Below are 21,821 nucleotides of genomic sequence, written 5' to 3' on the forward strand. Positions count from 1 at the left end.
CCGATTCAGTCGGGCGGCGTGTCGGATTCGGTGTGTTCTGCCAGGTCGGCGAGCTTGGCCAGCGACATGCGGAAGCCGAGTTCATTGTCGTCCGGGGACAGGCCGCGGGGCAGATTCTCGTGTCGCGCGATCACCCGGGTGCCGCCGCGCTCGGAGGATAGCGAATAGGTAATGGTCATCTCGCCGCATAAGTCCGGGTTCTCGGTTTCGAATTCGACGCTCTGCACCACCTCCGCATCCGGCACCAGGCGCACGAAGCGACCGTGGAAGGTATCGGTGTGCGCGGAGGTCTTGCCCGCCATACCGGGGACGTCATAGGTGAGCGAGATTCGGAAGCGGCCGCCGACGCGCGGGTCGAATTCGTGGACGCGACTCGTCATACCGTCGGGGACCATCCACGTTCGTACCGATCGCGCATCGAGCAATGCCCGGAAGACATTCGGGCGGGGAGCACTCACGAACCACTCGACGCGGGTGGAGTTCACGGGCGTCACCATACGCCCGGTCTGTTGGTTTCCGAGGCCGGTTCGAGTGGACAGCGCGCAGGTCAGAGCTGGGGTGGGGCGGGCAGGGTGAGCGTGGCTAATGTGCCGCCATCGGGGGCGGAACCGATTGCCACCGAACCCGAATGCGCGCGGGCCACCCACTGCACCAGGGATAGCCCGATGCCATACCGCCCACTCGGACCTTTTGTGCCGTGCTCGAACGGATCGGCCAGCTCCGGATCCAATCCCGGACCGTGATCGCGCACGGTGACCGCGTAGTCGGCGACCGTGATCTCGATCGGCAGCCCACCGTGCACCAGCGCGTTATCGATGAGATTGCGCACCGCGAGCGCGAGCAGATCCGGATCCGCCTGCACCACAGTCGGTTCCGATCGCACCTCGATTCCCGCCACCCCGGATTCGGCGACCACGCCCTCCACCAGCTGATCCAGCCGCAGCCGCTCCACCTCGAGTTCACCGACACCGGTCTCGGTGCGGGTGCGCGCCAGCAGTCCGGTGACCAGGCGGCCCATCCGATCGGTGAGCTCGCGCGCTTCGGTGACCGCACGCCGGGTATCGTCCGGATCCCGCAGTGCCGCATCGAGATACAGCCGCAGCGTGGCCAGCGGGGTGCGCAATTCATGCGAGGCGTCGGCCAGGAAACGCTCCTGCTCGGCGAGCATGCGCACCGCCGGGCGAGTGCTCACCCCGGACAGCACGTGACCGATCAGGGCCGCCAGCGCGATCAATCCCAGACCGCCGAATTCCAGTGCCAGCACCAATCTTTGATGATCGCGCTGGGACGGGGCCGGATCGGCCCCGGCGAACACCACCGCCCCGACGGTGTAGTCCGCGTCGTACGCCGGAGCCGACGCCACCCGAATCCGATCTCCCGACCGATTGGTCATGGTGCTGATCACGGTGTCATCCGACAGAGCCGTTCGCGCCGCCGCTGCACTCAGATCCTGCGGCAACTCCGAGCGCAGATGTCCGTACTTCTCATGCCATTTGCCGTCTTCCTCGAGGGACAGCACCACGACGGCCGAATCGCCCTGCGCCAGATCGTCATCGCGCAGCGCCTCCAGGTCCACCGCCCCCTCCTCATTCCAATAGACGACCCGCGCCAAACCGGTGACCACCCGATTCACCGTGTCATCGAGTTCGCGGTCACGCGAATGACTGTCGATCGAGGCGGCCACCGTGGCCAGCACCAGCAGGCAGGCGGCGGTGAGCGCGGTGAAAAGCGCCGTGAGCAACCACCGCATCCGCCGCAACCGCCCCGGCGTCGTCGGATTGCGGCGCGGACCGGCCGCGGCCTTGCCGCCGCGCGATCGAAACAGCGCCGCCACCCGGGCGCGCAGCCGAAGCAGCCACGCGCTCATGGGGATTCGGCGATCGTGAAGCCGACGCCGCGCACCGTGTCGATGAGCGGTGGATCACCGAGTTTGCGGCGCAGCTGCGCGACCACCACGTCCACGACATTGGAGGCGGGTTCCGCCATTTCGTCCCAACAGGATTCGATGAGTTCGGTGCGCGAGACCACCGTGCCCGCGCGTGCGGCCAGCAACTCCAGCACGCCGAATTCCTTGGGTGTCAAGGTGAGTAGCACGCCCGCGCGATGCACCTTGCGGCGCGGGCGATCGACGGTGAGGTCGCCGAGCGTGGTGCGGGTCGGCGCGGGCGGTTCCCGGCGGCGGCACAGCGCGCCCACCCGCGCGGTGAGCTCATCCATGGCGAACGGCTTCACCACATAGTCGTCGGCTCCCTGCGCGAACCCGTCCAGCCGATCCGCCAGCGCGTCCCGCGCGGTGAGCATCACCACCGGTGTCCGCTGCCCGGACTCCCGATGCGCCTTCACCAGATCCAGCCCGTCCCCATCGGGCAACCCGCGATCCACCACCAGACAGTCATAGGCATTGACCGCGATCTTCAGATCCGCGTCGGCGTAATCGCGAGCCAGATCCACCGCGAACCCGGCCGCGCGCAGCCCGGCGGCCACCTCGTCGCCCAGCTGTCGATCGTCCTCACACACCAAGACCCGCACTGTCGCCATTAGAGCACCACCTCCGACACCCCGGCCAGCACATGCGCGGTGCGCCACCCAACAATCAGGCACACGTCCAGGTCAGCGCGCGGCCTGCCCGCGCACCCTGGCGCGGCGGTCGTCGCGGTGGACCGGGACGAGCACGCCGAGGTCAACCGCGTCTCGAGGCGGGAAGCCGGGCTCATGCGGCGATCACGCCGGGGATGGGGCGGGGGAAGCCGGGGAGGACGTCGGAGGCGGGGATGCCGAACCAGGATTCGGCGAGGGTGGCGTAGAACTCGGTCATGTGGACGGTGGCGCGCAGGTTGTCGTCGGGGTCGAGAGTGCGCAGGGACGGCACGGCGCCGAAGACGCCCGGATTGGTCGGGCCGAGGATCAGGGCGGTGCCCGCCGCGCCGTGGTCGAGGCCGTCGGAGCCGTTGTCCGGGACGCGGCGGCCGAATTCGCTGTAGGCGGCGATGAGGACGCGGTCGGCGATACCGCGCGCGGCGAGGTCCGAGCGGAGCGCGGCGAGGGCGGTGTCGAGGTCGCGCATCAGCAGGGCGTAGCGCGCGGGGTGGGAGGTGTGGGTGTCGAAATCCGCGCCGACCGGGACGTGGACTATGCGCAGGCCGTGCTGGTCATCGGCGAGAAGCCGTGCGGCCAGGCGTAATTGGACACCGAGATCGGAATCCGGGTAGCCGGTGGCGGCGGGTGACAGGGTGGCCGCGACATCCGAGAAGCGCAGCGCCGCCGCGGTTCCCGCGCGGGCGGTGGCCAGTTGCGAGGTGTCGGCGCGGTCGGGGTGCGACATGGCGCGCTGGGCGGCGAGCCAGGCGGCACGCAGGTTGTCGTCCTCGAAAACCGGGAAGAGGCCGTCGTTTCCGGCATCCACCGACAGGGTGGTGACATGTTCGCAGGCCAGCGCCTGCGACGAACCGACGCCCAGCGAGACCCCGACCGCCGGGACGCTCGGATCGCCGAGCTGATCGCAGAGCCTGCCCAGGAATCCGGTGGCCGGTCGGGTACTGCCGCTCGGATCGCCGGTCTGCCAGCGGTGCAGCATTTCGAAATGCGAGAGATCGGGCTGGGCGACGCCGACGCCCGGAATCACCGAGACGCCCGCCGCCGCCAATTTCGGCAGCTCCGGATGCAGGCCGATCTCATTGTCGATCGGATGCACCGCGTTGGCGGCAATGGCGGTGGCGGGTCGCAGATCCCGGTAGCGCGAGTCGGTGTAGGGCACGGCCATGGACAATCCGTCACTGCCACCGGCCATTTCGATGACGAGCAGGCGGCGGCGCTCGGGGGCGGCGGCGCGCAGCAACGGCGGCGGAGCCCAATAGTCCGGGGGTCCGGACAGCGTGCGCACGGCGGCGATGCCCGCCGTGGTGGCGGCCACCCCCAAACCCACACCGGCTCGCAGCGCGGTGCGGCGATTCAAGGTGACCATGGCTGTCCTTGCTGTTCGGGCGATCCGGCCGCTCAAGCCAGTGCGAATTCGGGTGAGGTGAGGGTGAGCGCGAGCAGTCCGGTCGCGGCCTGTTCGGGATCGCGACGCAGCGCGAACGCGAGATCGCTTGCGGCCACCATGGTTTCGGGTGTCACGTCGTGGATTCCGGCACGTGCGAAGACGGCTGCGACGGGGTCCGCCGCCCCCGCCAATTCGGGAATCACCGGCGCATCCACCGCGAGCGCGGCCCGCGCGACCGAGCTGCCCGGCCCCAGCAGCGTGCCGCCGAGCGGCCAGCCCGCCACACCGGGCGGATAGAACGGGGACTGTCCGAGCGCGGTCATATGATCGAAAGCCGCTGCCGGATCATCGATTCCGCAGACCGCGAAGGCGGCGGTCACCCATTCGACCGGGTAGCGCGGACGGGTACGCACGGCGGCGAGAAACGATTCGTGCCGCACGATGGCCTCCACCAGCGGCCGAATCTCCAAGCGTGACCGCGTGAATACCTCGGCCAGCTCCCCGAGCCGCTGCTCGGCGGGCCACTCCCCCAGCAGGAAGGCATGCAGTTTCGCGGCAATGAGCCGCGCGGTCTCCGGCCGGTCGCACAGCACGTCGACGGCATCGTGCACATTGGTCACCGGACGCGAAAGCAGCTGCACCGCACGCTGATTCCCGGCATCGCGATCGAACACGGCTGTGCCGTCATCGTCCACGCTCCACCCGGACAGCGCCGACGCCGCGGCCTTCACATCCGCCTGCGAATAGCTCCCGCGCCCAATGGTGAACAGCTCCATGAGTTCTCGACCATGGTTCTCATTCGGCGCGGCGGCCGTCGAGCCCGCCCCGTCCAGCCACTGCAACATGGCCGCGTCCACGGTGATCGCCTGCGCCAGCTCCCGGAAATTCCCCAGTGCGTGCTCGCGCAGCAGTACATGCTGCCGCCACATGAGATCCCAGGTGTCGACCTTGTCGTGGCTGGAGGTGAAGTGCCCGTGCCAGAACCACACCAGCTTCTCGTGCACGCCCGCCGCCGGATCGGCCATCAGCCGCAACCAGCGCACCGCGGGCCCATCCGCCCCGGCTTCGGCGAGTTCGTCGAAAACCGGTGCGCCCGGGGTCAGCGGCCGCGCATCCAGCACCGCGTCCAGCGCGCCGCCGACCCCGCGCGCCGCGAACGCCTCGGTCATTCCGGGAAACGGCCCGAAGGTGGTACGCCGCAGCACATGCGCCACAGCGGCGAACTCGTCCATGCGCTCACGGTCGCAGTGGGCTCATTAGGAAATCGTGAGGCCGGGAGAATGACTCCCGGCAGTCCGGATGCGCTGTTGGCCGGAATTCACTGCGGACGGCTGGAGATCCGCAGATGTGGATCCCGGCCAAAAGCATGCCGGGATGACGGGGGAGTTAGTTGGCCGGGTGCAGGTGGTGAGCGGTCCAGGTGGGGTCGAACCAGGTGGGGGCGGTGGTGGTGAAGCGGTCGCGGGGCCATGCGCCCGCGCCGGCGGGGAGGGTGCCGATGATGTCGACGCCGGTGACGGCGGGGAGGTCGGTGCGATTGCAGTCGGCGGCGAGGTCGGGGGTTTCGGGCCAGGAGCCGATGACCAGGCCCGCGCAGCGCACGCCTGCGGCTTGCAGGGTGCGGGTGGTCAATTCGGTGTGGTTGAGGGTGCCGAGTCCGGCGGCGGCGACCACCAGGACCGGGGCGGCCAGTTTCTGGGCCAGGTCGAGGAGGGTGAATTCGCCCATGCGGACGAGCAGGCCGCCCGCGCCTTCGACCAGGGTGAGGTCGGCGTCCGCGCAGGATTCGATGCCCGCGACCGTCTCCGCGAGGGTGAGCAGCGGCTGACCGCAGCGGCGGGCCGCGGTGTCCGGGGCCAGCGGCTCGGGGTAGCGGGCCAACTCGACCGTGCGGGTGATGCCGGTGAGCCGGGTGATCTCCGCGAGATCACCGGCTTCGCCCGGGGCGATACCGGTTTGGGCCGGTTTGACCACCGCGACGCGCGCGCCCGCCGCCGCGGCGGTGGCGGCGAGGGCCGCGGTGACAATGGTCTTGCCGACATCGGTCGAGGTGCCGGTGACGAAGAGCAGACTCATGAGGCGACAACGGTCCTTCCACGGGCTTCGGCCAGTACTTCACCGAGAATCGTTGCGATGGTGGCGATCTCGTGCTCGGTCAGGTTGGCGCGAGCGGTGAGCCGCAGGCGCGAGGTGCCCTCGGGCACCGACGGCGGCCGGAAGCAGCCGACGCTGAGCCCGCGCGCCGCGCACGCCTGCGCGGCATCGTAGGCGACCTGCGCCTCCCCGAGTACCACCGAGACCACGGCCGAATCCGGTTCCGGCACACCGGCGATGCGCGCCAGATCGGCGGCCCGCGCCAATACCCGCGCTGCCATGCCGGGATCGCGGCGCAGTACGCGCAATGCGGCGCGGGCGGCACCGACGGCGGCCGGAGCCAGCCCGGTATCGAAGATGAACGTCCGCGCCGAATCGATGAGGTGCGCGCGCACCCGCGCGCTGGCGAGCACCACACCACCTTGCGCCGCAAGAGCTTTGGACAGCGTCGCGGTGATCACCAGATCGGGTTCCCCGGCCAGCCCCACCTCGTGCACCAGTCCGCGCCCGCCCTCGCCGCGCACCCCGATGCCGTGCGCCTCGTCCACGATCAGCACCGCGCCATTGGCCCGGGTCACCCGATGCAGTTCGGCCAGCGGTGCGAGATCCCCGTCCGCGCTGAACACCGAATCGGTGAGCACCAGCGCCCGCTCCTCGGTGCGCTCGGCCAGCAGTCGGTCCACCGCGCCCGGATCCCGGTGCGCGGCAACCTCCACGCGCGCCCGGGACAGCCGGCAGGCGTCCACCAGTGAGGCGTGGCTGCCCGCATCGGACACCACCAGCGATCCGCGCCCGGCCAGTGCCGTGACCGCGCCCAGGTTCGCCGCGTATCCGGAGGCGAAGACCAATCCCGCTTCGGCGCCGACGAATTCGGCGAGTTCGGACTCCAGCAGCTCGTGTTCGGCGGTGGTCCCGGTGACCAGGCGCGATCCGGTCGAGCCCGCGCCCCATTTGCACACCGCGTCGACGGCTCCGTCGATCACCTCGGGATGCCGGACCAATCCGAGGTAGTCGTTGGAGGCCAGGTCGATGCTGGCGGTCTCGGGTGCGCGGGGGCGTAGCTCGCGGCGCAGTCCGGCGTCAACGCGCGCGGCGGCGCGTTCATCGAGCCAGCTCAAGGGATCGGCACTCACAGCTCCGCAGCATACTTGAACACCGTTCAGGAAGCATCCGCCGGGCTATGCTGGAGACTATAAGGAGGCTGCGCGATGCCACGATGGGCAATAGTGGTCGAGCAGACGACCGGCTTCGGCGACAGCAAGAACTGGGCGCCGAAGGTCATCACCGAAGTGGTCGGCACCCGCGAGCAAGCGCTCGCCAAGGTGCCCGATCTAGTACAGAAATTCATTCCCGATCATCCGAAATTGATCAGCCGCCGCACGATCCTGCGCGACGGCGACACCTTCATGTTGATCGCACGCGGTTGGTCCGACGACTACCACTGCGTCTTCCGCGTCTGGGAAGTGCTGTCGGACACCGAGAATCCCGAACGAGTCCGGGAGAAACGCGCCAGTCGCTGAGCGCTCACACCGCCGCGGCGGCGAGCACCGCGGTGGTGATGCGCTCCACGTCCCGAGTCGAACTGATGAAGGGCGGCATGGTGTAGATCAGGTTGCGGAACGGCCGCAACCACACGCCGCATTCGACCGCGGCATGCGTGGCTTTTCGCATGTCCACGTCATGGTCGAGTTCGACGACGCCGATCGCGCCGTGCACGCGGACGTCGGCGACGCCCGAGATGTCAAGGGCGGGAGTCAAACCCGATCTCAGTCCGGCCTCGATCGCGCGCACCTCGCCCTGCCAGTCGCGGGACAGCAGCAGTTCGATGGAGGCCACCGCGACCGCACATGCCAGCGGATTGCCCATGAAGGTCGGCCCGTGCATGAGCCCGCCGTGCGACCGGCTGATGGTCTCGGCGATCTCCGAGGTGCACAGTGCCGCCGCGAGCGTCATGTACCCACCGGTGAGCGCCTTGCCCACGCACATCACATCGGGCCGCACCCCGGCCGACTCGGCGGCGAAAAGTGTTCCGGTGCGGCCGAATCCGGTGGCGATCTCATCGAACACCAGCAGCACGCCGTGCGCATCGCAGATCCGGCGCAGATCGGCGAGATAGCGCGGATCGTGGAAGCGCATACCGCCCGCGCCCTGCACCACGGGTTCCACGATGACCGCCGCCAATTCGGCGGCGTGCGTGCGGATCAGCCGTTCCAGTTCCGAAACGTATTCCGGCACATAGTCGCTCGGCGGCGCGGGCGCGAAATGCTGCTGGGCGAGCACATCGGTCCAGAGCGCGTGCATACCGCCCTCGGGATCGCACACGCTCATGGGCGTGAAAGTGTCGCCGTGATACCCGCCGCGCCAGGTGAGCAGCCGGGACTTCTCCGGATGTCCCAGCGCCCGCTGATATTGCAGGCACATCTTCACCGCGACCTCGACCGAGACCGATCCGGAGTCGCAGAGGAAGACCTTGTCCAGCCCGTCCGGCGTGAGCTCGACCAGCAGCTGGGTCAGGCGCGCGGCGGGCTCGTGGGTCAGCCCGCCGAACATCACGTGACTCATCCGCCGGGACTGCGCGAGCAGCGCCGCGTCGAGCACCGGGTGCTGATACCCGTGCACCGCCGCCCACCACGAACTCATCCCGTCGACGAGTTCACGCCCGTCGGCGAGGGTGAGCCGGGTACCGGACGCGGAGGCGACGATCAGCGGTTCGGTGCTGGCCGGGAATCCGCCGTACGGATGCCATACGTGCGCGCTGTCGATGGCGGTGATCTCATCGGGTGTCAGTGCCACAGGGAATCCTTCACGAGGCGGCGGCTTGAACGCTGTTCAAGTTACCAGAACCGGCACATGACTAGCAGCGGCGGCATATTCTTTGACGGAGTCAAAGGATTGGGGAAATCATGGCGACCGCCGAACGTTCCGTAACCGCCGACCACATCAGCGCCGTGCGATCCTTCAACCGGCGCTACACCCGCGTCATCGGGGTGCTCCAGGGCGGGCTGCTCGGCACCGAGCACTCGCTCACCGAAGCACGAATCCTGTTCGAACTGGCCAGTTTCGGCGCGGCGGAGGTGGTGGACCTGCGCCGCGAACTGGATCTGGACGCGGGCTATCTGAGCCGCATCCTGACCCGCTTCCAGGACCGGGGCCTGATCGCGCGCCGCCGCTCGGACACCGATGGCCGCAAACAGGTGGTCGAATTGACCGATAAGGGCCGCGCGGCCTTCGCCGAGCTCGACGGCCTGACCCAGCGGCAGATCGGTGAACTCCTGCAAGCGCACTCCCCCGGCACCCGCGGGCGGCTGATCGGCGCGATGCACACCATCGAACAGATCCTGGACGCCGATTCCGAACCCGATCCGGCCGCCGTCCGGGTGCGCGCGCCCAGGCCCGGCGAACACGGCTGGGTGATCGAACGCAATGCCGTGCTCTACACCCGGGAGTACGGCTGGAACGACGAATACGAGGCATTGGTCGCCGGGATCGTCGCCGGGTATCTGAATTCCCATGACCCACAACGGGAACGGGCCTGGATCGCCGAATACCGGGGCAATCCCGTCGGCTGCGTCTACTGCATGCGCGAGGACGACGACACCGCCCGGCTGCGGCTGCTGCTGGTGGAACCGAGCGCCCGCGGTCTCGGCGTCGGCAGTGCCCTGGTCGAGGAATGCCTGCGCTTCGCCACCGCCGCCGGATACCGCGAACTGGTGCTGTGGACCAATGACGTGCTCACCTCCGCGCGGCACATCTACCAGCGCGCCGGATTCGAACTGGTGGAATCGAATCCGCATCACAGCTTCGGCGTCGATCTGGTCGGCCAGACCTGGCGGAGGGCACTTGATTCGGGGGTCGATCCGGACCGATAGGGTCTGGGCATGGCTCGCGCGATCACCGACACGGCACCCCCGGGTGTCTGGCCGGGAACCGCCTACCCGCTGGGCGCCACCTACGACGGAGCAGGCACCAATTTCTCGGTGTTCTCCGAGGCCGCCAAGCGCGTCGAGTTATGCCTGCTCGGCGACGACAATCGCGAGACGCGCGTCCCCTTGGACGAGGTCGACGGGTATGTCTGGCACGCCTACCTGCCCGGTATCGCCCCCGGTCAGCGCTACGGCTTCCGGGTGCACGGCCCGTTCGATCCCGCGCGCGGGCTGCGCTGCGATCCCAGCAAACTGCTGCTGGACCCGTACGGCAAGGCGTTCGAGGGCGATTTCGGGGCCGATGCCGCGCCCTACAACCACGGGCAGAACACCCTCGGGCACACCATGACCGGGGTCGTGATCAACCCGTTCTTCGATTGGGCCGATGATCGCGCGCCCAAACGCCCGTACCACGAGACGGTCATCTACGAGACCCACGTGAAGGGTATGACCATCACGCACCCGGACGTGCCGCCGGAATTGCGCGGCACCTACGCGGGCATGGCGCATCCGGCGATCGTGGCGCATCTGCTGAGCCTGGGCATCACAGCGGTGGAACTCATGCCGGTGCACCAATTCCTGCACGACCGGCTGCTTTTGGATCGCGGCCTGCGAAACTACTGGGGCTACAACAGTTTCGGATACTTCGCCCCGCACCTGGAATACGCCTCCAGCAAGACGCCCGGTGCGGCCGTCACCGAATTCAAGGCCATGGTGCGGGCACTGCACGCGGCGGGCATCGAGGTGATCCTGGATGTGGTCTACAACCACACCGCCGAGGGCAATGAATTCGGGCCGACGCTGTCGTTCCGGGGTATCGACAATGCCGCGTATTACCGTCTGGTGGACGATGATCCGCAGCACTACATGGATTACACCGGCACCGGCAACAGCCTGAACGTGCGGCATCCGCACACCTTGCAGCTCATCATGGATTCGCTGCGGTACTGGGTGCTCGATATGCACGTGGACGGTTTCCGCTTCGATCTGGCCGCCACCCTCGCGCGGGAATTGCACGATGTGGACCGGCTGGCCACGTTCTTCGATCTGGTGCACCAGGATCCGGTGGTGAGTCAGGTCAAACTCATCGCCGAACCGTGGGATGTCGGCGAGGGCGGCTATCAGGTCGGCAATTTCCCGGTCGCCTGGACCGAATGGAACGGCAAATACCGTGACACCGTGCGGGATTACTGGCGCGGACAACCGGCCACGTTGGGCGAGTTCGCATCCCGGCTCACCGGGTCCTCGGATCTGTACGAGGCGACCGGGCGCAGACCCAGTGCCAGCATCAATTTCGTCACCGCGCACGACGGCTTCACCCTCGCGGATCTGGTGTCCTACAACGACAAACACAATGACGCCAACGGCGAGGGCAACAATGACGGCGAGAACTACAACCGCTCCTGGAACTGCGGTGTCGAGGGCCCGAGCGCTGATCCGGAGATAATCGCCCTGCGCGCCAGGCAATCTCGCAATCTGCTCGCCACCCTGCTGCTGTCCCAGGGCACCCCGATGCTGCTGCACGGTGACGAATTGGGCCGCACCCAGCACGGCAACAACAATGTCTACTGTCAGGACTCACCGCTGTCGTGGATGGACTGGTCCCTCATGCGCACCAATACCGACCTGCTCGACTTCACCCGGCGCGCGGTGGCGATCCGCACCGCGCATCCGGTGTTCCGGCGGCGGCGGTTCTTCGACGGGCGGCCCGCGACCACCCATGACCATCCCGACGACATCGCCTGGTTCACCCCGACGGGCGCCGAAATGACCGATGCCGATTGGGAAACCGGCTTCGGCCGCACCCTAACCGTGTTCCTCAACGGTGACGGCATCCGCGAACCCGGGCCGCGTGGCGAGCGCATTTCCGATGATTCGTTCCTGCTCTGCTTCAATGCCCATGACGCCGAAATCGATTTCACCCTCCCGCCCGCCGAACACGGTGCGGTCTGGAAGGTGGAGCTGGACTGCTCGACACCCACCGGTGCGGCCGCCGAAGATCAATCACATAACGCCTCGTCCACCATGGCAGTGCCCGCACGCTGCCTACTCGTACTGCGCCGTACGGCATGATTCAGAAGGCCATGACCAGCACGCCCGAACATCACACCGGCCCCATCACGCGGCAGACGCCCGTGCGCAGCACCTATCGGTTGCAATTGCGCCCGGACGCACTGACCTTCGCCGATGCCCGCACGATCGCCGAATACCTGCAGCAGCTCGGTATTTCGCATCTGTACCTGTCCCCCGTACTGACCGCGACCCGCGGGTCCACGCACGGCTACGACATCACCGATCCGACCACCGTGTCCTCGGCGCTGGGCGGGCCCACCGGGCTCAAAGCGCTCTCGGACGAGGTGCGCGGGCGCGGGATGGGCCTGATCGTGGATCTGGTGCCCAACCACGTCGGCGTCGCCGATCCACGGCAGAATCCGTGGTGGTGGGATGTGCTCACGCACGGCAAGGAATCGAAGTACGCGCACTACTTCGATATCGACTGGAGTCCGGCGAACGGCGCGGGCGGGCGGCTCGCGCTGCCGGTACTGGCCAACGAGAACGATCCGGCCGCGCTGTCGGTGGATCGCGGCGGCCTGGAACCCATGCTGGCGCTGCGCGATATGCGCTTTCCCATCGCGCCCGGCACCGACGGCGAGAACGCGCTGCGCATTCACGACAAACAGCACTATCGGCTGGTGAACTGGAAGTCCGGGCTGTGCGGATACCGGCGCTACTTCACCGTCGGCGGGCTGGCGGCACTGCGGCAGGAGGATCCGGCCGTCTTCGACGCGACGCATCGCGAACTCGCGGCGTGGTGTGAGCACGATCTGATCGACGGGGTGCGCGTCGATCATCCGGACGGGCTGTCCGATCCCGGCGAATACCTCACCCGCCTGCGCAAACTCATCGGGCCGCAGCGCCTGCTGCTGGTGGAGAAGGTTCTCGCGCACGGCGAACCGCTTGATTCCGGACTGCCGATCGACGGCACCACCGGCTATGACGCGCTCGCCGATATCGGCGGGGTGCTCATCGATCCGGACGGTGAGAAGACCCTCACCGAACTGTCCCGGCAGTTCACCGGGCACGGCAGCGATCGGGCCTGGTTCACCGAGCACGAGCATCGGATCAAACGCGCGGTCGCGGAGACCATGCTGGTGCCGGAGGTGCGGCGGCTGGTCGCGGCCGTCAAACGCGATGCGCGGGCGGACGCCTTCGACACCATGGCGCTGACCAACGCCACCATCGAAGTGCTCTCGTACATGCCGGTCGCGCGCGGCGATTACGCACCGCTGTCCGGAACCATCGGCAGGGTGGTCGCCGAGGTGGCGGCGCGCAACAGCGAACTCACCGCGCCCCTGCAGGTGCTGGTGACCGGGCTCTCGATTCGTGGCGAGGCGGCGACCCGATTCCATCAGGTGTGCGGTGCCGTCATGGCGAAAGCCGTGGAGGACACCATGTTCTACCGCGCCGCGCGACTGGTTTCGCTCCAGGAGATGGGCGCGGACCCGGCCCGTTTCGGGGCGTCGGTGATCGACTTCCATCTGGCCAATGCCGAGCGGGCCGCGCGCTGGCCCGCCACCATGACGACGCTGTCCACCCATGACACCAAGCGCGGCGAGGACACCCGGGCACGCATCGGCATGCTGTCGCAGGTACCCGATATCTGGGCGCGGTCGGTGAGCGCGTGGCACGAGATCGCACCCGGCCCGGACGGGGCGACGGCACTGTTCCTGTTGCAGAACATGTATGGCATCTGGCCCGTCGACGGCCGTGCCGCCGCGGCCGTGCCCGGATTCCGGGAGCGCATACATCAGTTCGCGGAGAAGGCCGTTCGCGAGGCGGGCACCCAATCCTCCTGGGAGGAACCGGATCTCGAATTCGAGAATGCGGTGCACCGCTGGATCGACGCCATTGTCGACGGGCCCGTCGGCGTCGAATTGGGGGAATTCGTCACCGATCTCGCGGCGCACGCCTGGACCGACGCGCTGGCGCAGAAACTGCTGCAACTGTGCGGACCCGGAATCCCGGATATCTATCAGGGTTGCGAACTCTGGGAGGATTCCCTCGTCGACCCGGACAATCGCCGGCCCGTCGACTTCACCCACCGTTCACTGCTCTTGCAATCACTCACCGGCACACCGGATCTGGAGCCGACCGGGGCGGTGAAAATGTGGATCGTGGCGTATGCGCTGTGGCTGCGCCGGGAGCGACCCGAATGCTTTGTCGGCGGGACATATACGCCGCTGTTCGCATCCGGCGACCATGCCAAGCATCTGGTGTCCTACGCCCGCGGGCGCAATGGTGAAACACCGGAGGTCATTGTCGCGGTCACCCGGCACAGCATTCGACTCGATGAAGCGGGTGGCTGGGGCGATACCGTTCTGGATCTACCCCAGGGCCATTGGACCGATCGTTTGACCGGCCATACATTCTCCGGGCGATCGCGATTGGAGAAGCTGTTCGCCCGGCTACCCGTGGCACTTTTGGTTCGATAGGTTAGAGGACTGTCGGGATCGATTTACCAGGTCAGAGCGTCGGGCACCAGGCACCGGCGCCCGGCGGCGGCGCGGGGATGATGCGCTCGGGAGCGGGAACCACGCGTTCGGGAGCCGCGCCCGCGGGGAGGGATTTATCGCCGGGACCGGGGCCCGCGGGAGCCACTCCGACGGGGCCGGTGTCACCGGACGCCCAGGCCGCGGACGGATTCATGGTGAATATCGAGGCGCAAACAAACGCACCGACGAGCAGGCCGATGAGCTTCTTTTCCGTCATGTATGGCGACGATACCGGCGTGGCAAGGCAATTCGGTGTATCCGGGGTTGATCGGCGGGTTGAGTGGGTATAGGGCGCGCGTGAATAGACACCGGCCTCAGGCGGCGGACGCCGATTCGGATTCCGGTTCCGGGGCGTCCAGGGGGCCGAGTTCGGTGGATTCGATCAGACTCGATGGCATTGAGCCGTCGAGGGTTTCGCGCCAGCGCACGAGATTGGCGGGCAGGTATTGGTGGGCGTGCTGGACGGATGAAGCGAGATAGCCCGCCTGGTCCGTCGGGGTGAGGATGCGACGCCAGGAATCCCAGTAGAAACGCGGACTGCGGGGGTGCCGCAGGAAGCGCAGGAAATTGAGGACCTTGAAGCCGGTGCCGAGGGAATTGTGCAGTAGGAGATGCTTTTTCGGCGGGCGCGGGCAGTGTTCGCGCAGGACGGTGAGCCGGTCGTGGTCGAAGACCAGGCCCTCGGCTTCGGCTTCGCGGATCATCCAGTGCAGGGTGATGTCGGAGAGAGCGCATTCGGGGTAACCGCCGCCGATATCGCTGTGCACGCCCTCGAACCAGACCTGTTTGACGCGGTCGGTGCGGCGGTATTTCTCGTCGATTTCGACGGGGACTTCCCAGAGGCAGGGCTCGAAGGCGCGGCGGCGTTCGTTGAGGGCCAGGGCTTGGCGGGCGCAGCGGACCGTGCGGGAGAGACGAACGTCGTGGAAGCGGTGCCGCCAGGCGGTGATACCGGGGATACCCATCGCGCCCACGGTGTCGAAGACGCCGAGGAAGTTGATTACCACCGGATCGGGATAGCAATTGGCGCGGCGGAATTCGGCCCATTCTGGCGGGTCCGGATCGTCCGGATTGACCTTTCTGGTGTGATAGATCTTCAGCGCGTCGGGATATTTGCCGTCGATCATGGCTTTATAGGTCAAGATACCCAGACGATTAATCATTCCGGCCAGGCTGCGCGCGGTGTACGCGCCCCGGCTGAAACCGAAGATGAAGATTTCGTCACCCGGTTCCCAGTTCAAGGCGAGCTGCCAGTAGGCGGCCGACAGATTGGCTTCCAGGCCCAGTCCGAATGCGCCGCCGAGCAGGCGATCGCTGGTGAAGCCGCGTGCGCCGGGACCGGAAATGTAATAGACGCGCTGGCCGATGGGGTGGCCTTCGCGGTCCGCGCCCGCATGGCATACGGTTTGTGCGATTTTCACGATGTTCGACACCGTGGTGGAAGACTCGGCCTTCCAGGTGCCGTCACAACACACCACAAGTCTCTTCATGAAATAGATGCTCCCGCCCAGGCAATCGGTATTCATGCGTAGTCGACTACTCGGGTTCATCGTATGGACTACGGACTCGCGTTAACCCCGGCTTCGGAAAAACATCCGATCATGATTCGTTCATGATCGGCATGACACCGTTGCCCGCATGCCCGACGATCGGATGACGCCCCGCGACCTGTGGATCCTGGTGTGCGAGGACGACGACGAGCTGGGCGAACGGGTCGCGAGCGGACTGCGGGGAGCCGGGTACACCGTCGATCTGACCCGGAATCTGGCCGAGGCAGGCCAGAACTGCGGCACCCGACGGTATGACTGCCTGATCGTGGATCGGGGGCTGCCCGATGGCGATGGACTGGATTTGATTCGGGGACAACGGGAATCGGGGCGGCGCACCCCCGCACTGATCATCACCGCCCGGGACAGTCCACATGAGCGCGCCGAGGGATACGCCTGCGGCGCGGACGATTACCTGGCCAAACCCTTCTCGCTCAGTGAACTGGCGACGCGGGTGCGGACGCTGTGCGGGCGGCGGCGGTCCACCACCCAGGTGCTGGCGGTGGGTGATCTGGTGGTGGATCGGCTGCGCCGCCGGGTGCGGCGCGGCGGCGTGCTGTTGACCATGACCGCGCGCGAGTTCAATGCGCTGGAATTGCTGACGGCGCGGGCGGGGACAGCGGTCAGTCGCAGTGAGATCGCCGAATACTGCTGCGGTACAGCGTCATCGGCGAGTGTCGAGGATGTCATCCGGCGGCTGGGCCGGAAGCTGGGTGAGCCGCAGCTCATTCACGCGTCCGGATCCGGCTATCTGATGCACATCTGATTTCAGGCTCGCGATCCCGTGGGGTGGATCGCGCACGACCGTCCCGGGCAGGGCACTTCCCCGCCTTGCCCGGGATCGCGTCGATCAGGTCAGATAGCGGTACGCGGATGAGCCCGGTTCGAGGCGTTCGCCGCGAATCGGGGATTCGTCCATGCGCTTCTGCAGTGATTCGAGCCCGTCCGGCGAACCCAGTTCGATGCCGACCAGCGCCGCACCGGTCTCCCGGTTGTTGCGCTTGACGTATTCGAACAGGGTGATGTCGTCGTCCGGGCCGAGCACCTCGTCCAGGAAGCGCCGCAGCGCGCCCGGCTCCTGCGGAAAGTCCACCAGGAAATAGTGTTTCAGGCCCCGATGCACCAGCGAGCGCTCGATGACCTCGCCGTAGCGCGAGACATCGTTATTGCCGCCGGACAGCAGGCACACCACGGTCGAGCCCGGCGCCAGATCGATCTCGCGCAGTGCCGCCGTGGCCAGCGCGCCCGCGGGTTCGGCGACGATGCCCTCGTTCTGGTAGAGCTCGAGCATGGCGGTGCAGATGGCGCCCTCGTCGACCGTCATCATGCGGAAAGCGCTTGTGCCGCCCCGGGATTCGGTGGTGGTCAGTAAAGGCAGCGAAGCGTGCGAGCGCACTCCCCCGCCGAGCCGGGACACCGCGGTGTAGGGCACGCCGCCGATGCGGCGCACGGCCGCACCGTCCACGAACGGGTCGATCTCGGGCAGCGTGACCGGTCCCCCGGCCACCAGGGCCGCGGTCATGGAGGCAGCGCCCGCCGGTTCCACACCGAGAATCGCGGTGTGCGGTGAGCGTTCCCGCATATAGGTGCTGATGCCGGCCAGGCAGCCGCCGCCACCCACCGGGACCACCACCAGATCGGGTGCGCGGTCGAGCTGTTCCAGGATTTCGGCGGCGATGGTGCCCTGTCCGGCCGCGGTGCGCGGGTCGTCGAAGGGCGGGACCATGGTCGCGCCGGTGCGCGCCACATCGTCGACGGCGGCCGCGGCGGCCGCGTCGTAGGTATCACCGACGGCGATGAGCTGTACGAACTCCCCGCCGTGCACGCGGATTCGATCGCGCTTCTGTTTGGGGGTGGTGGTGGGGACGTAGATGCGGCCGTGGATGCCCATCGCCTTGCATGCGAAAGCCACGCCCTGGGCGTGGTTTCCGGCGCTCGCCGCGACCACGCCGGCGGCGCGTTCGGCGGCATTGAGCTGCACGATCAGGTTGTAGGCCCCGCGCAGCTTGTACGAGCGCACGGCGGTGAGGTCCTCGCGCTTGAGGTAGACCTCGGCATCCTTGTCCGCCGACAGCCGCGCGATTCGCTGCAGCGGGGTCGGCTCGATAATCTCGGAAATTCGCTTCGCGGCAGCATCGATTTCGTCCGCGCTCAACTCGGGCACGTGACTGGATACTTTCTCTGCGACTACAAGCGGATCCGACACCCGGCACATGTTACTGAGGTGGGCCGGACAGCAATACGCCGACCGGGGGATGCCGGTCGGCGTATCGGGTGAAAGCGGCGAAACTCAGTCGCGCTCGGTGAGCACGAAGATGGGGATCACCCGGTCGGTCTTCTTGGTGTAGTTGTCGTAGTCCGGCCAGACCTCGGCCGCGCGCTTCCACCAGAGATCGCGTTCCTCCCCGGTGACCTCACGCGCGTCGTAGTCCTTGACCACCGCGCCGTCGCGCAGGTCCACGTGCGGATCCGCCTTGATGTTCCAGTACCAGACGGGGTGCTTGGGAGCGCCGCCCAGCGAGGCGACGACCGCGTACTCCCCTTCGTGTTCGACGCGCATGAGCGCGGTCTTGCGCAGCTTGCCGCTCTTCGCGCCGCGGGTGGTGAGCAGGATGATCGGCTTGCCCTGCAGGGTGCCGCCCTTTTCGCCGTTCGAGCCTTCGTACAGATCGGCCTGCTTGCGGGCCCAATCCGACGTGCTGGGTTCATATTCTCCAGTAAGTGGCATGACCGAGCTAACACCATCGAATGTTGTTATGTTCCCGACAGAAAGTTCGTTTGCCCGAACTTTCGGTCTGCGGGTAGCCTCGAAACATGGCAGTGGTTCACCCAACGCAGATGCATCGCACCCCCGTGCGCGTCGCGACCGTGAATATCGCGGGCACGGCCTGGCCGCTCTTCAAGCTCGAGGCCCTCGCGGCCGGACTGGTCATCGCCCTGATCCTGCTGCTCGTCACCGGTTCCGCGCAGACAGCGGTACTGGCCGGGGCGACCGTGATGGCAATTCGCTGGGTTGTCGCGATCGTGCGGAACGGTCTGACCGACACGAACTGAGCGGTCGGTTGCCCGTGTCTTACGGGTCGGTCATGCGGTTCATCTATTACCGTGATTTCCCATGCGGTCGAAACCGTTCGGGATGTTTTTACTCGCCAGCGGGATCGCGCTGTGCTCCTCGCCTACCGCCCAGGCCGATGTCATCGCCATGCCCGCGCATGAGCGGACCTTCGCCTCGCCCTTCGGCAGCTTCACCGTCGGCAATCGCACCGAATCGGTCAATCGGATCGCGCCGCTGAATCAGGTCGGCACCACGCGTGAGGCCCTGGTCAGCAATGTCGCGTACGGACGGGTCGACGGGGTCGCGGGCGGACAGCTCAAGACCGGGTATCACGTGGGCTGTTCGGTGAACCTGCTCAATGGCAATGTCGGCGCGATTCCGCAGGCCTACGCGCCGACGGTCAATATCCCCGTCATTCCGGACCCCGGCCTCGGGGTCGGCGTGATCGGGCCCAATATCCAGATCCCGATGAGCGTCAATCTGAGCCCGGGCGAGGTGAAGGATATTCCGGTCGCGGACAAGGAGCTGCTGCCGGGCAAAGAGGTGCAGATCGTCATTCGCGACTTCCATATCGCGGTCAATCAGTGCACCGGACCGGTGTCGATCCGGCAGTACACCTATCTCTACGCCAAATCCGCCGAAGTCGATGACAGCGGCGGCGTTTTCGGCGATCCGACCTGGCTGTAAGCGCGCCGCGCGCGCACCCACACAGGAGACCATTTCATGAGTTTGCGTGCGGCGAGCGCTGCGTTCGCCTTGCTGACAGCGGTTTTCGCGGTGACGGCGGCGCCCGTGGTGGTGCACGCCGAACCGGCGGATCGTCCGATCGCACTGCCCGGGCTCGGTATGGGCAAGTCGCTGGAGTTTCCCGGGCGCGAGCACGAGGTCACGCTGACCCTGCCGCTGCTGCCGGGACTCGCGCCGACCGCGATCACCGGAACGGTGCAGCTGCCGCCGAATGTCGGGCGGGCCACCCTCGACGCGCGGTCCGGTGACAAGTTCCTGGATCGGGTCACGTTGCCGCCGGATCCCCGTGCGCCGGTGCGTATTTCGCTGCTCGGGGCCGAGGTGGAGAACAACGCGGTGACCGTGACGCTGACCTCGTCGCTGGTGCCCGAGCCCGGAATCTGCGTCGACGATTGGATGGGCCGGCCCGCCACACTGTCCGATGCGACGGTGGTCTACTTCGGTGAGGAGGCACAGCCCACCACGGTCGCGGAATTCCTGCCGCCCGCACTGCAACGGCTGACCCTGTATGTGCCCGGGAATCCGAGTACGACCGAGAGCGCGGCGGTGCTGGCGCTGAGCACGGCGGTGACCGCGCGCTACACCCGGCAGCCGGTGGCGGTGGATATCCGCCGAATCGATTCCGGCACAGCGCTTCCCGATCATCCGCCCGCCTTCCTGGAGCGGCAGATCGTGGTGCGCGAGGGTGCGGACGCGGGCGTGCGGCTCAGCGGTGGACCCGCGCCGGTGCTGACCGTCTCCGGTGACGAGAAGTCGCTGCCGATCCAGATCCGTTTGCTCACCAGCGATTTGGCGAAAGCGGCGATGGCCTCGGCCGCCACGGCGGTGGGATTGCCCGCCGCGCCCCAGCTCGCGCCGGACACCACGACTTTGCAGGAGCTCGGCCAGGGCGCGTTGAGCGCCACCGCCATCGGCAATGTGCGGGTGGATTTCGCCATCGATCAGACCCGGCTCGGGCGGCCGTCCAAGGGGGTGCGAGTGCACCTGCACGGCAACCACACTCCGTTGCCGAGCACGCTGAACGGCCAGCTCGCGGTGACCATCGGCAATCGGCAGATCGCGGCGTGGCCGGTGGAATCCTCGGGTGCGTTCAACCAGTGGATCACCATTCCCGATGACCTGCTGGCGCGATTCACCACGGTGTCGGTGACCCTCCAACAGGCGGGACTGACACACGGCTGCGGTTTGGAACAGCCGGTGACCCTGACCATCGATCCGGACGGCGAGGTGCGCGGTGAGCCGGCGCAGCCACCGGTGCCGGGCGGGCTCGGTTCGGTGCCGCAGTCGCTGCTGCCCCGGGTGCAGGTGGGATTGCAGACCCCCGGTTTCGCCGATACCGTGCGGGCCGCGCAGGTGCTGATCGCCTCGCAGCGCCTGACCTCGGTGCCGCTGCGACCGGAGCTGGTGTCCTTCGACGATGCGGTGCGAGGCAAACTTCCGGCGGTCCTGGTCGCCGCGAACGGCGCTGTGCCGGAGTCGATTACGCTGCCGCTGGATCGGCACGGCGAAACGCTCACGGTGTACGGCGATGACGCGTACCTGCGCACCAAGATCGACCTGGCGCCGCCGATCGACTTCGGCTCGCTACAGGCCACCTGGAGCGGTAAGCGCACGGTGCTGATCGCCACCTCCACCCAGTCGCCCGAACATCTGGATCGGCTGCTGAATTGGCTTGTCGCCGAACCGGATCGGTCCTTCCGGATGACGGGGCCGGTGCTGTTGCAGGCGGGTGACCGGGAGCCGGAGTTCTTCGATCCGGCCGCCTCGATGAAGGCCGAGGCGGCGGCCGCCGGGACCGGTGACGGCGGAATTCCCTTGGCGCGCACGCTCGCCCTGGTGGGTGGCGCGGTGCTGGCGGTCGGCGTGCTGGCCGGGATCGTGATCCTGCTGCGCCGTCGCCGTACGCGCTGACGCACGACG

The 21,821-nt window shown here is 67.4% G+C and carries 20 protein-coding genes; 8 read left to right on the forward strand and 12 right to left on the reverse strand.

The genetic code is table 11. The annotated features are described in order from the left end of the window. Window positions 1-5: 5 nt before the first annotated feature. The 7 genes from ACFVUS_RS39550 to ACFVUS_RS39580 all read right to left on the reverse strand — a co-directional run bounded on the left by ACFVUS_RS39550 (window position 6) and on the right by ACFVUS_RS39580 (window position 7,209). Window positions 6-485, reverse strand: a complete 480-nt coding sequence (locus ACFVUS_RS39550) for an SRPBCC domain-containing protein (protein WP_387779172.1) — start codon at window positions 483-485, stop codon at window positions 6-8. A gap of 62 nt (window positions 486-547) precedes the next feature. Next, window positions 548-1,867, reverse strand: a complete 1,320-nt coding sequence (locus ACFVUS_RS39555) for a sensor histidine kinase (protein ID WP_387779175.1) — start codon at window positions 1,865-1,867, stop codon at window positions 548-550. After that, window positions 1,864-2,538 carry a response regulator transcription factor gene (locus tag ACFVUS_RS39560; protein ID WP_387779178.1) on the reverse strand — a complete coding sequence of 225 codons (675 nt, stop codon included), beginning with the start codon at window positions 2,536-2,538 and terminating at the stop codon, window positions 1,864-1,866. The genes ACFVUS_RS39555 and ACFVUS_RS39560 overlap by 4 nt, the downstream gene beginning before the upstream one ends. 172 nt (window positions 2,539-2,710) lie before the next feature. Beyond that, window positions 2,711-3,961 (reverse strand): DUF1501 domain-containing protein, encoded by a 1,251-nt coding sequence (locus ACFVUS_RS39565; protein WP_387779181.1) that lies wholly within the window; start codon window positions 3,959-3,961, stop codon window positions 2,711-2,713. Window positions 3,962-3,993: 32 nt separating this feature from the next. Next, window positions 3,994-5,214 (reverse strand): DUF1800 family protein, encoded by a 1,221-nt coding sequence (locus ACFVUS_RS39570; RefSeq protein ID WP_387779184.1) that lies wholly within the window; start codon window positions 5,212-5,214, stop codon window positions 3,994-3,996. 154 nt (window positions 5,215-5,368) lie between these two features. Next, the gene (gene bioD, locus ACFVUS_RS39575; protein ID WP_387779187.1) at window positions 5,369-6,058 is read right to left on the reverse strand and encodes a dethiobiotin synthase; all 690 of its coding nucleotides are present in this window, start codon (window positions 6,056-6,058) and stop codon (window positions 5,369-5,371) included. Continuing rightward, complete coding sequence (locus tag ACFVUS_RS39580; RefSeq protein ID WP_387779190.1) at window positions 6,055-7,209, reverse strand: 8-amino-7-oxononanoate synthase; 1,155 nt, start codon at window positions 7,207-7,209, stop codon at window positions 6,055-6,057. The genes bioD and ACFVUS_RS39580 overlap by 4 nt, the downstream gene beginning before the upstream one ends. Window positions 7,210-7,284: 75 nt before the next feature. Here ACFVUS_RS39580 and ACFVUS_RS39585 point away from each other — a divergent pair, with 75 nt between their 5' ends. Further along, window positions 7,285-7,596 (forward strand): hypothetical protein, encoded by a 312-nt coding sequence (locus ACFVUS_RS39585; protein WP_387779193.1) that lies wholly within the window; start codon window positions 7,285-7,287, stop codon window positions 7,594-7,596. Between the two features lie 4 nt (window positions 7,597-7,600). Here the strand turns inward: ACFVUS_RS39585 and ACFVUS_RS39590 are convergent, their stop codons facing one another. Beyond that, complete coding sequence (locus ACFVUS_RS39590; RefSeq protein WP_387779196.1) at window positions 7,601-8,869, reverse strand: adenosylmethionine--8-amino-7-oxononanoate transaminase; 1,269 nt, start codon at window positions 8,867-8,869, stop codon at window positions 7,601-7,603. A gap of 110 nt (window positions 8,870-8,979) precedes the next feature. Between ACFVUS_RS39590 and ACFVUS_RS39595 the strand changes: the two genes are divergently transcribed. The 3 genes from ACFVUS_RS39595 to treY are packed head-to-tail and all read left to right on the forward strand — an operon-like array spanning window position 8,980 to window position 14,492. Next, complete coding sequence (locus ACFVUS_RS39595) at window positions 8,980-9,945, forward strand: GNAT family N-acetyltransferase (protein ID WP_387779199.1); 966 nt, start codon at window positions 8,980-8,982, stop codon at window positions 9,943-9,945. Between the two features lie 9 nt (window positions 9,946-9,954). Beyond that, window positions 9,955-12,072, forward strand: a complete 2,118-nt coding sequence (gene glgX / locus ACFVUS_RS39600; protein ID WP_387779202.1) for a glycogen debranching protein GlgX — start codon at window positions 9,955-9,957, stop codon at window positions 12,070-12,072. An 11-nt stretch (window positions 12,073-12,083) separates the two neighbouring features. Then, window positions 12,084-14,492 carry a malto-oligosyltrehalose synthase gene (treY, locus tag ACFVUS_RS39605; RefSeq protein WP_387779205.1) on the forward strand — a complete coding sequence of 803 codons (2,409 nt, stop codon included), beginning with the start codon at window positions 12,084-12,086 and terminating at the stop codon, window positions 14,490-14,492. A gap of 31 nt (window positions 14,493-14,523) precedes the next feature. Here treY and ACFVUS_RS39610 read toward each other — a convergent pair whose 3' ends face one another. Together ACFVUS_RS39610 and ACFVUS_RS39615 are read right to left on the reverse strand one after the other, a co-directional pair. Beyond that, complete coding sequence (locus tag ACFVUS_RS39610) at window positions 14,524-14,769, reverse strand: hypothetical protein (RefSeq protein WP_387779207.1); 246 nt, start codon at window positions 14,767-14,769, stop codon at window positions 14,524-14,526. A gap of 97 nt (window positions 14,770-14,866) precedes the next feature. After that, window positions 14,867-16,042 (reverse strand): DUF2235 domain-containing protein, encoded by a 1,176-nt coding sequence (locus ACFVUS_RS39615; RefSeq protein WP_387779210.1) that lies wholly within the window; start codon window positions 16,040-16,042, stop codon window positions 14,867-14,869. Between the two features lie 148 nt (window positions 16,043-16,190). Between ACFVUS_RS39615 and ACFVUS_RS39620 the strand changes: the two genes are divergently transcribed. Beyond that, complete coding sequence (locus ACFVUS_RS39620; protein WP_387779213.1) at window positions 16,191-16,865, forward strand: response regulator transcription factor; 675 nt, start codon at window positions 16,191-16,193, stop codon at window positions 16,863-16,865. An 84-nt stretch (window positions 16,866-16,949) separates the two neighbouring features. Here the strand turns inward: ACFVUS_RS39620 and ilvA are convergent, their stop codons facing one another. Together ilvA and ACFVUS_RS39630 are read right to left on the reverse strand one after the other, a co-directional pair. Continuing rightward, entirely contained in the window at window positions 16,950-18,314 is a 1,365-nt protein-coding gene (gene ilvA, locus ACFVUS_RS39625; RefSeq protein WP_387779216.1) for a threonine ammonia-lyase IlvA, read from the reverse strand. A 75-nt stretch (window positions 18,315-18,389) separates the two neighbouring features. Beyond that, window positions 18,390-18,827, reverse strand: coding sequence for a nitroreductase family deazaflavin-dependent oxidoreductase (locus ACFVUS_RS39630; RefSeq protein ID WP_387779219.1), 438 nt, complete (start codon window positions 18,825-18,827; stop codon window positions 18,390-18,392). An 86-nt stretch (window positions 18,828-18,913) separates the two neighbouring features. On the opposite strand from ACFVUS_RS39630, the gene ACFVUS_RS39635 reads away from it, so the two are divergent. The 3 genes from ACFVUS_RS39635 (at window position 18,914) to ACFVUS_RS39645 (ending at window position 21,812) form a co-directional block, all read left to right on the forward strand. Further along, a complete protein-coding gene (locus tag ACFVUS_RS39635; RefSeq protein WP_387779222.1) occupies window positions 18,914-19,153 on the forward strand; it encodes a hypothetical protein in 240 nt (79 codons plus the stop codon). A gap of 82 nt (window positions 19,154-19,235) precedes the next feature. Next, window positions 19,236-19,841 carry an MspA family porin gene (locus ACFVUS_RS39640; RefSeq protein ID WP_387779225.1) on the forward strand — a complete coding sequence of 202 codons (606 nt, stop codon included), beginning with the start codon at window positions 19,236-19,238 and terminating at the stop codon, window positions 19,839-19,841. Window positions 19,842-19,877: 36 nt separating this feature from the next. Beyond that, on the forward strand, window positions 19,878-21,812 hold the full coding sequence (locus ACFVUS_RS39645; RefSeq protein WP_387779228.1) for a hypothetical protein: 1,935 nt from the start codon (window positions 19,878-19,880) through the stop codon (window positions 21,810-21,812). The last annotated feature ends 9 nt before the right edge of the window (window positions 21,813-21,821 follow it).

This window comes from Nocardia sp. NPDC058058, assembly GCF_042885355.1.
GTDB lineage: Bacteria > Actinomycetota > Actinomycetes > Mycobacteriales > Mycobacteriaceae > Nocardia.

Excerpts from the sequence above, each read along its gene's own strand:
- ACFVUS_RS39555 (WP_387779175.1), bottom strand. The coding sequence starts at position 1,867 with ATGAGCGCGTGGCTGCTTCGGCTGCGCGCCCGGGTGGCGGCGCTGTTT.
- ACFVUS_RS39560 (WP_387779178.1), bottom strand. The coding sequence starts at position 2,538 with ATGGCGACAGTGCGGGTCTTGGTGTGTGAGGACGATCGACAGCTGGGC.
- ACFVUS_RS39565 (WP_387779181.1), bottom strand. The coding sequence starts at position 3,961 with ATGGTCACCTTGAATCGCCGCACCGCGCTGCGAGCCGGTGTGGGTTTG.
- ACFVUS_RS39570 (WP_387779184.1), bottom strand. The coding sequence starts at position 5,214 with ATGGACGAGTTCGCCGCTGTGGCGCATGTGCTGCGGCGTACCACCTTC.
- bioD (WP_387779187.1), bottom strand. The coding sequence starts at position 6,058 with ATGAGTCTGCTCTTCGTCACCGGCACCTCGACCGATGTCGGCAAGACC.
- ACFVUS_RS39585 (WP_387779193.1), top strand. The coding sequence starts at position 7,285 with ATGCCACGATGGGCAATAGTGGTCGAGCAGACGACCGGCTTCGGCGAC.
- ACFVUS_RS39595 (WP_387779199.1), top strand. The coding sequence starts at position 8,980 with ATGGCGACCGCCGAACGTTCCGTAACCGCCGACCACATCAGCGCCGTG.
- glgX (WP_387779202.1), top strand. The coding sequence starts at position 9,955 with ATGGCTCGCGCGATCACCGACACGGCACCCCCGGGTGTCTGGCCGGGA.
- treY (WP_387779205.1), top strand. The coding sequence starts at position 12,084 with ATGACCAGCACGCCCGAACATCACACCGGCCCCATCACGCGGCAGACG.
- ACFVUS_RS39610 (WP_387779207.1), bottom strand. The coding sequence starts at position 14,769 with ATGACGGAAAAGAAGCTCATCGGCCTGCTCGTCGGTGCGTTTGTTTGC.
- ACFVUS_RS39615 (WP_387779210.1), bottom strand. The coding sequence starts at position 16,042 with ATGAAGAGACTTGTGGTGTGTTGTGACGGCACCTGGAAGGCCGAGTCT.
- ACFVUS_RS39620 (WP_387779213.1), top strand. The coding sequence starts at position 16,191 with ATGCCCGACGATCGGATGACGCCCCGCGACCTGTGGATCCTGGTGTGC.
- ilvA (WP_387779216.1), bottom strand. The coding sequence starts at position 18,314 with ATGTGCCGGGTGTCGGATCCGCTTGTAGTCGCAGAGAAAGTATCCAGT.
- ACFVUS_RS39630 (WP_387779219.1), bottom strand. The coding sequence starts at position 18,827 with ATGCCACTTACTGGAGAATATGAACCCAGCACGTCGGATTGGGCCCGC.
- ACFVUS_RS39635 (WP_387779222.1), top strand. The coding sequence starts at position 18,914 with ATGGCAGTGGTTCACCCAACGCAGATGCATCGCACCCCCGTGCGCGTC.
- ACFVUS_RS39640 (WP_387779225.1), top strand. The coding sequence starts at position 19,236 with ATGTTTTTACTCGCCAGCGGGATCGCGCTGTGCTCCTCGCCTACCGCC.
- ACFVUS_RS39645 (WP_387779228.1), top strand. The coding sequence starts at position 19,878 with ATGAGTTTGCGTGCGGCGAGCGCTGCGTTCGCCTTGCTGACAGCGGTT.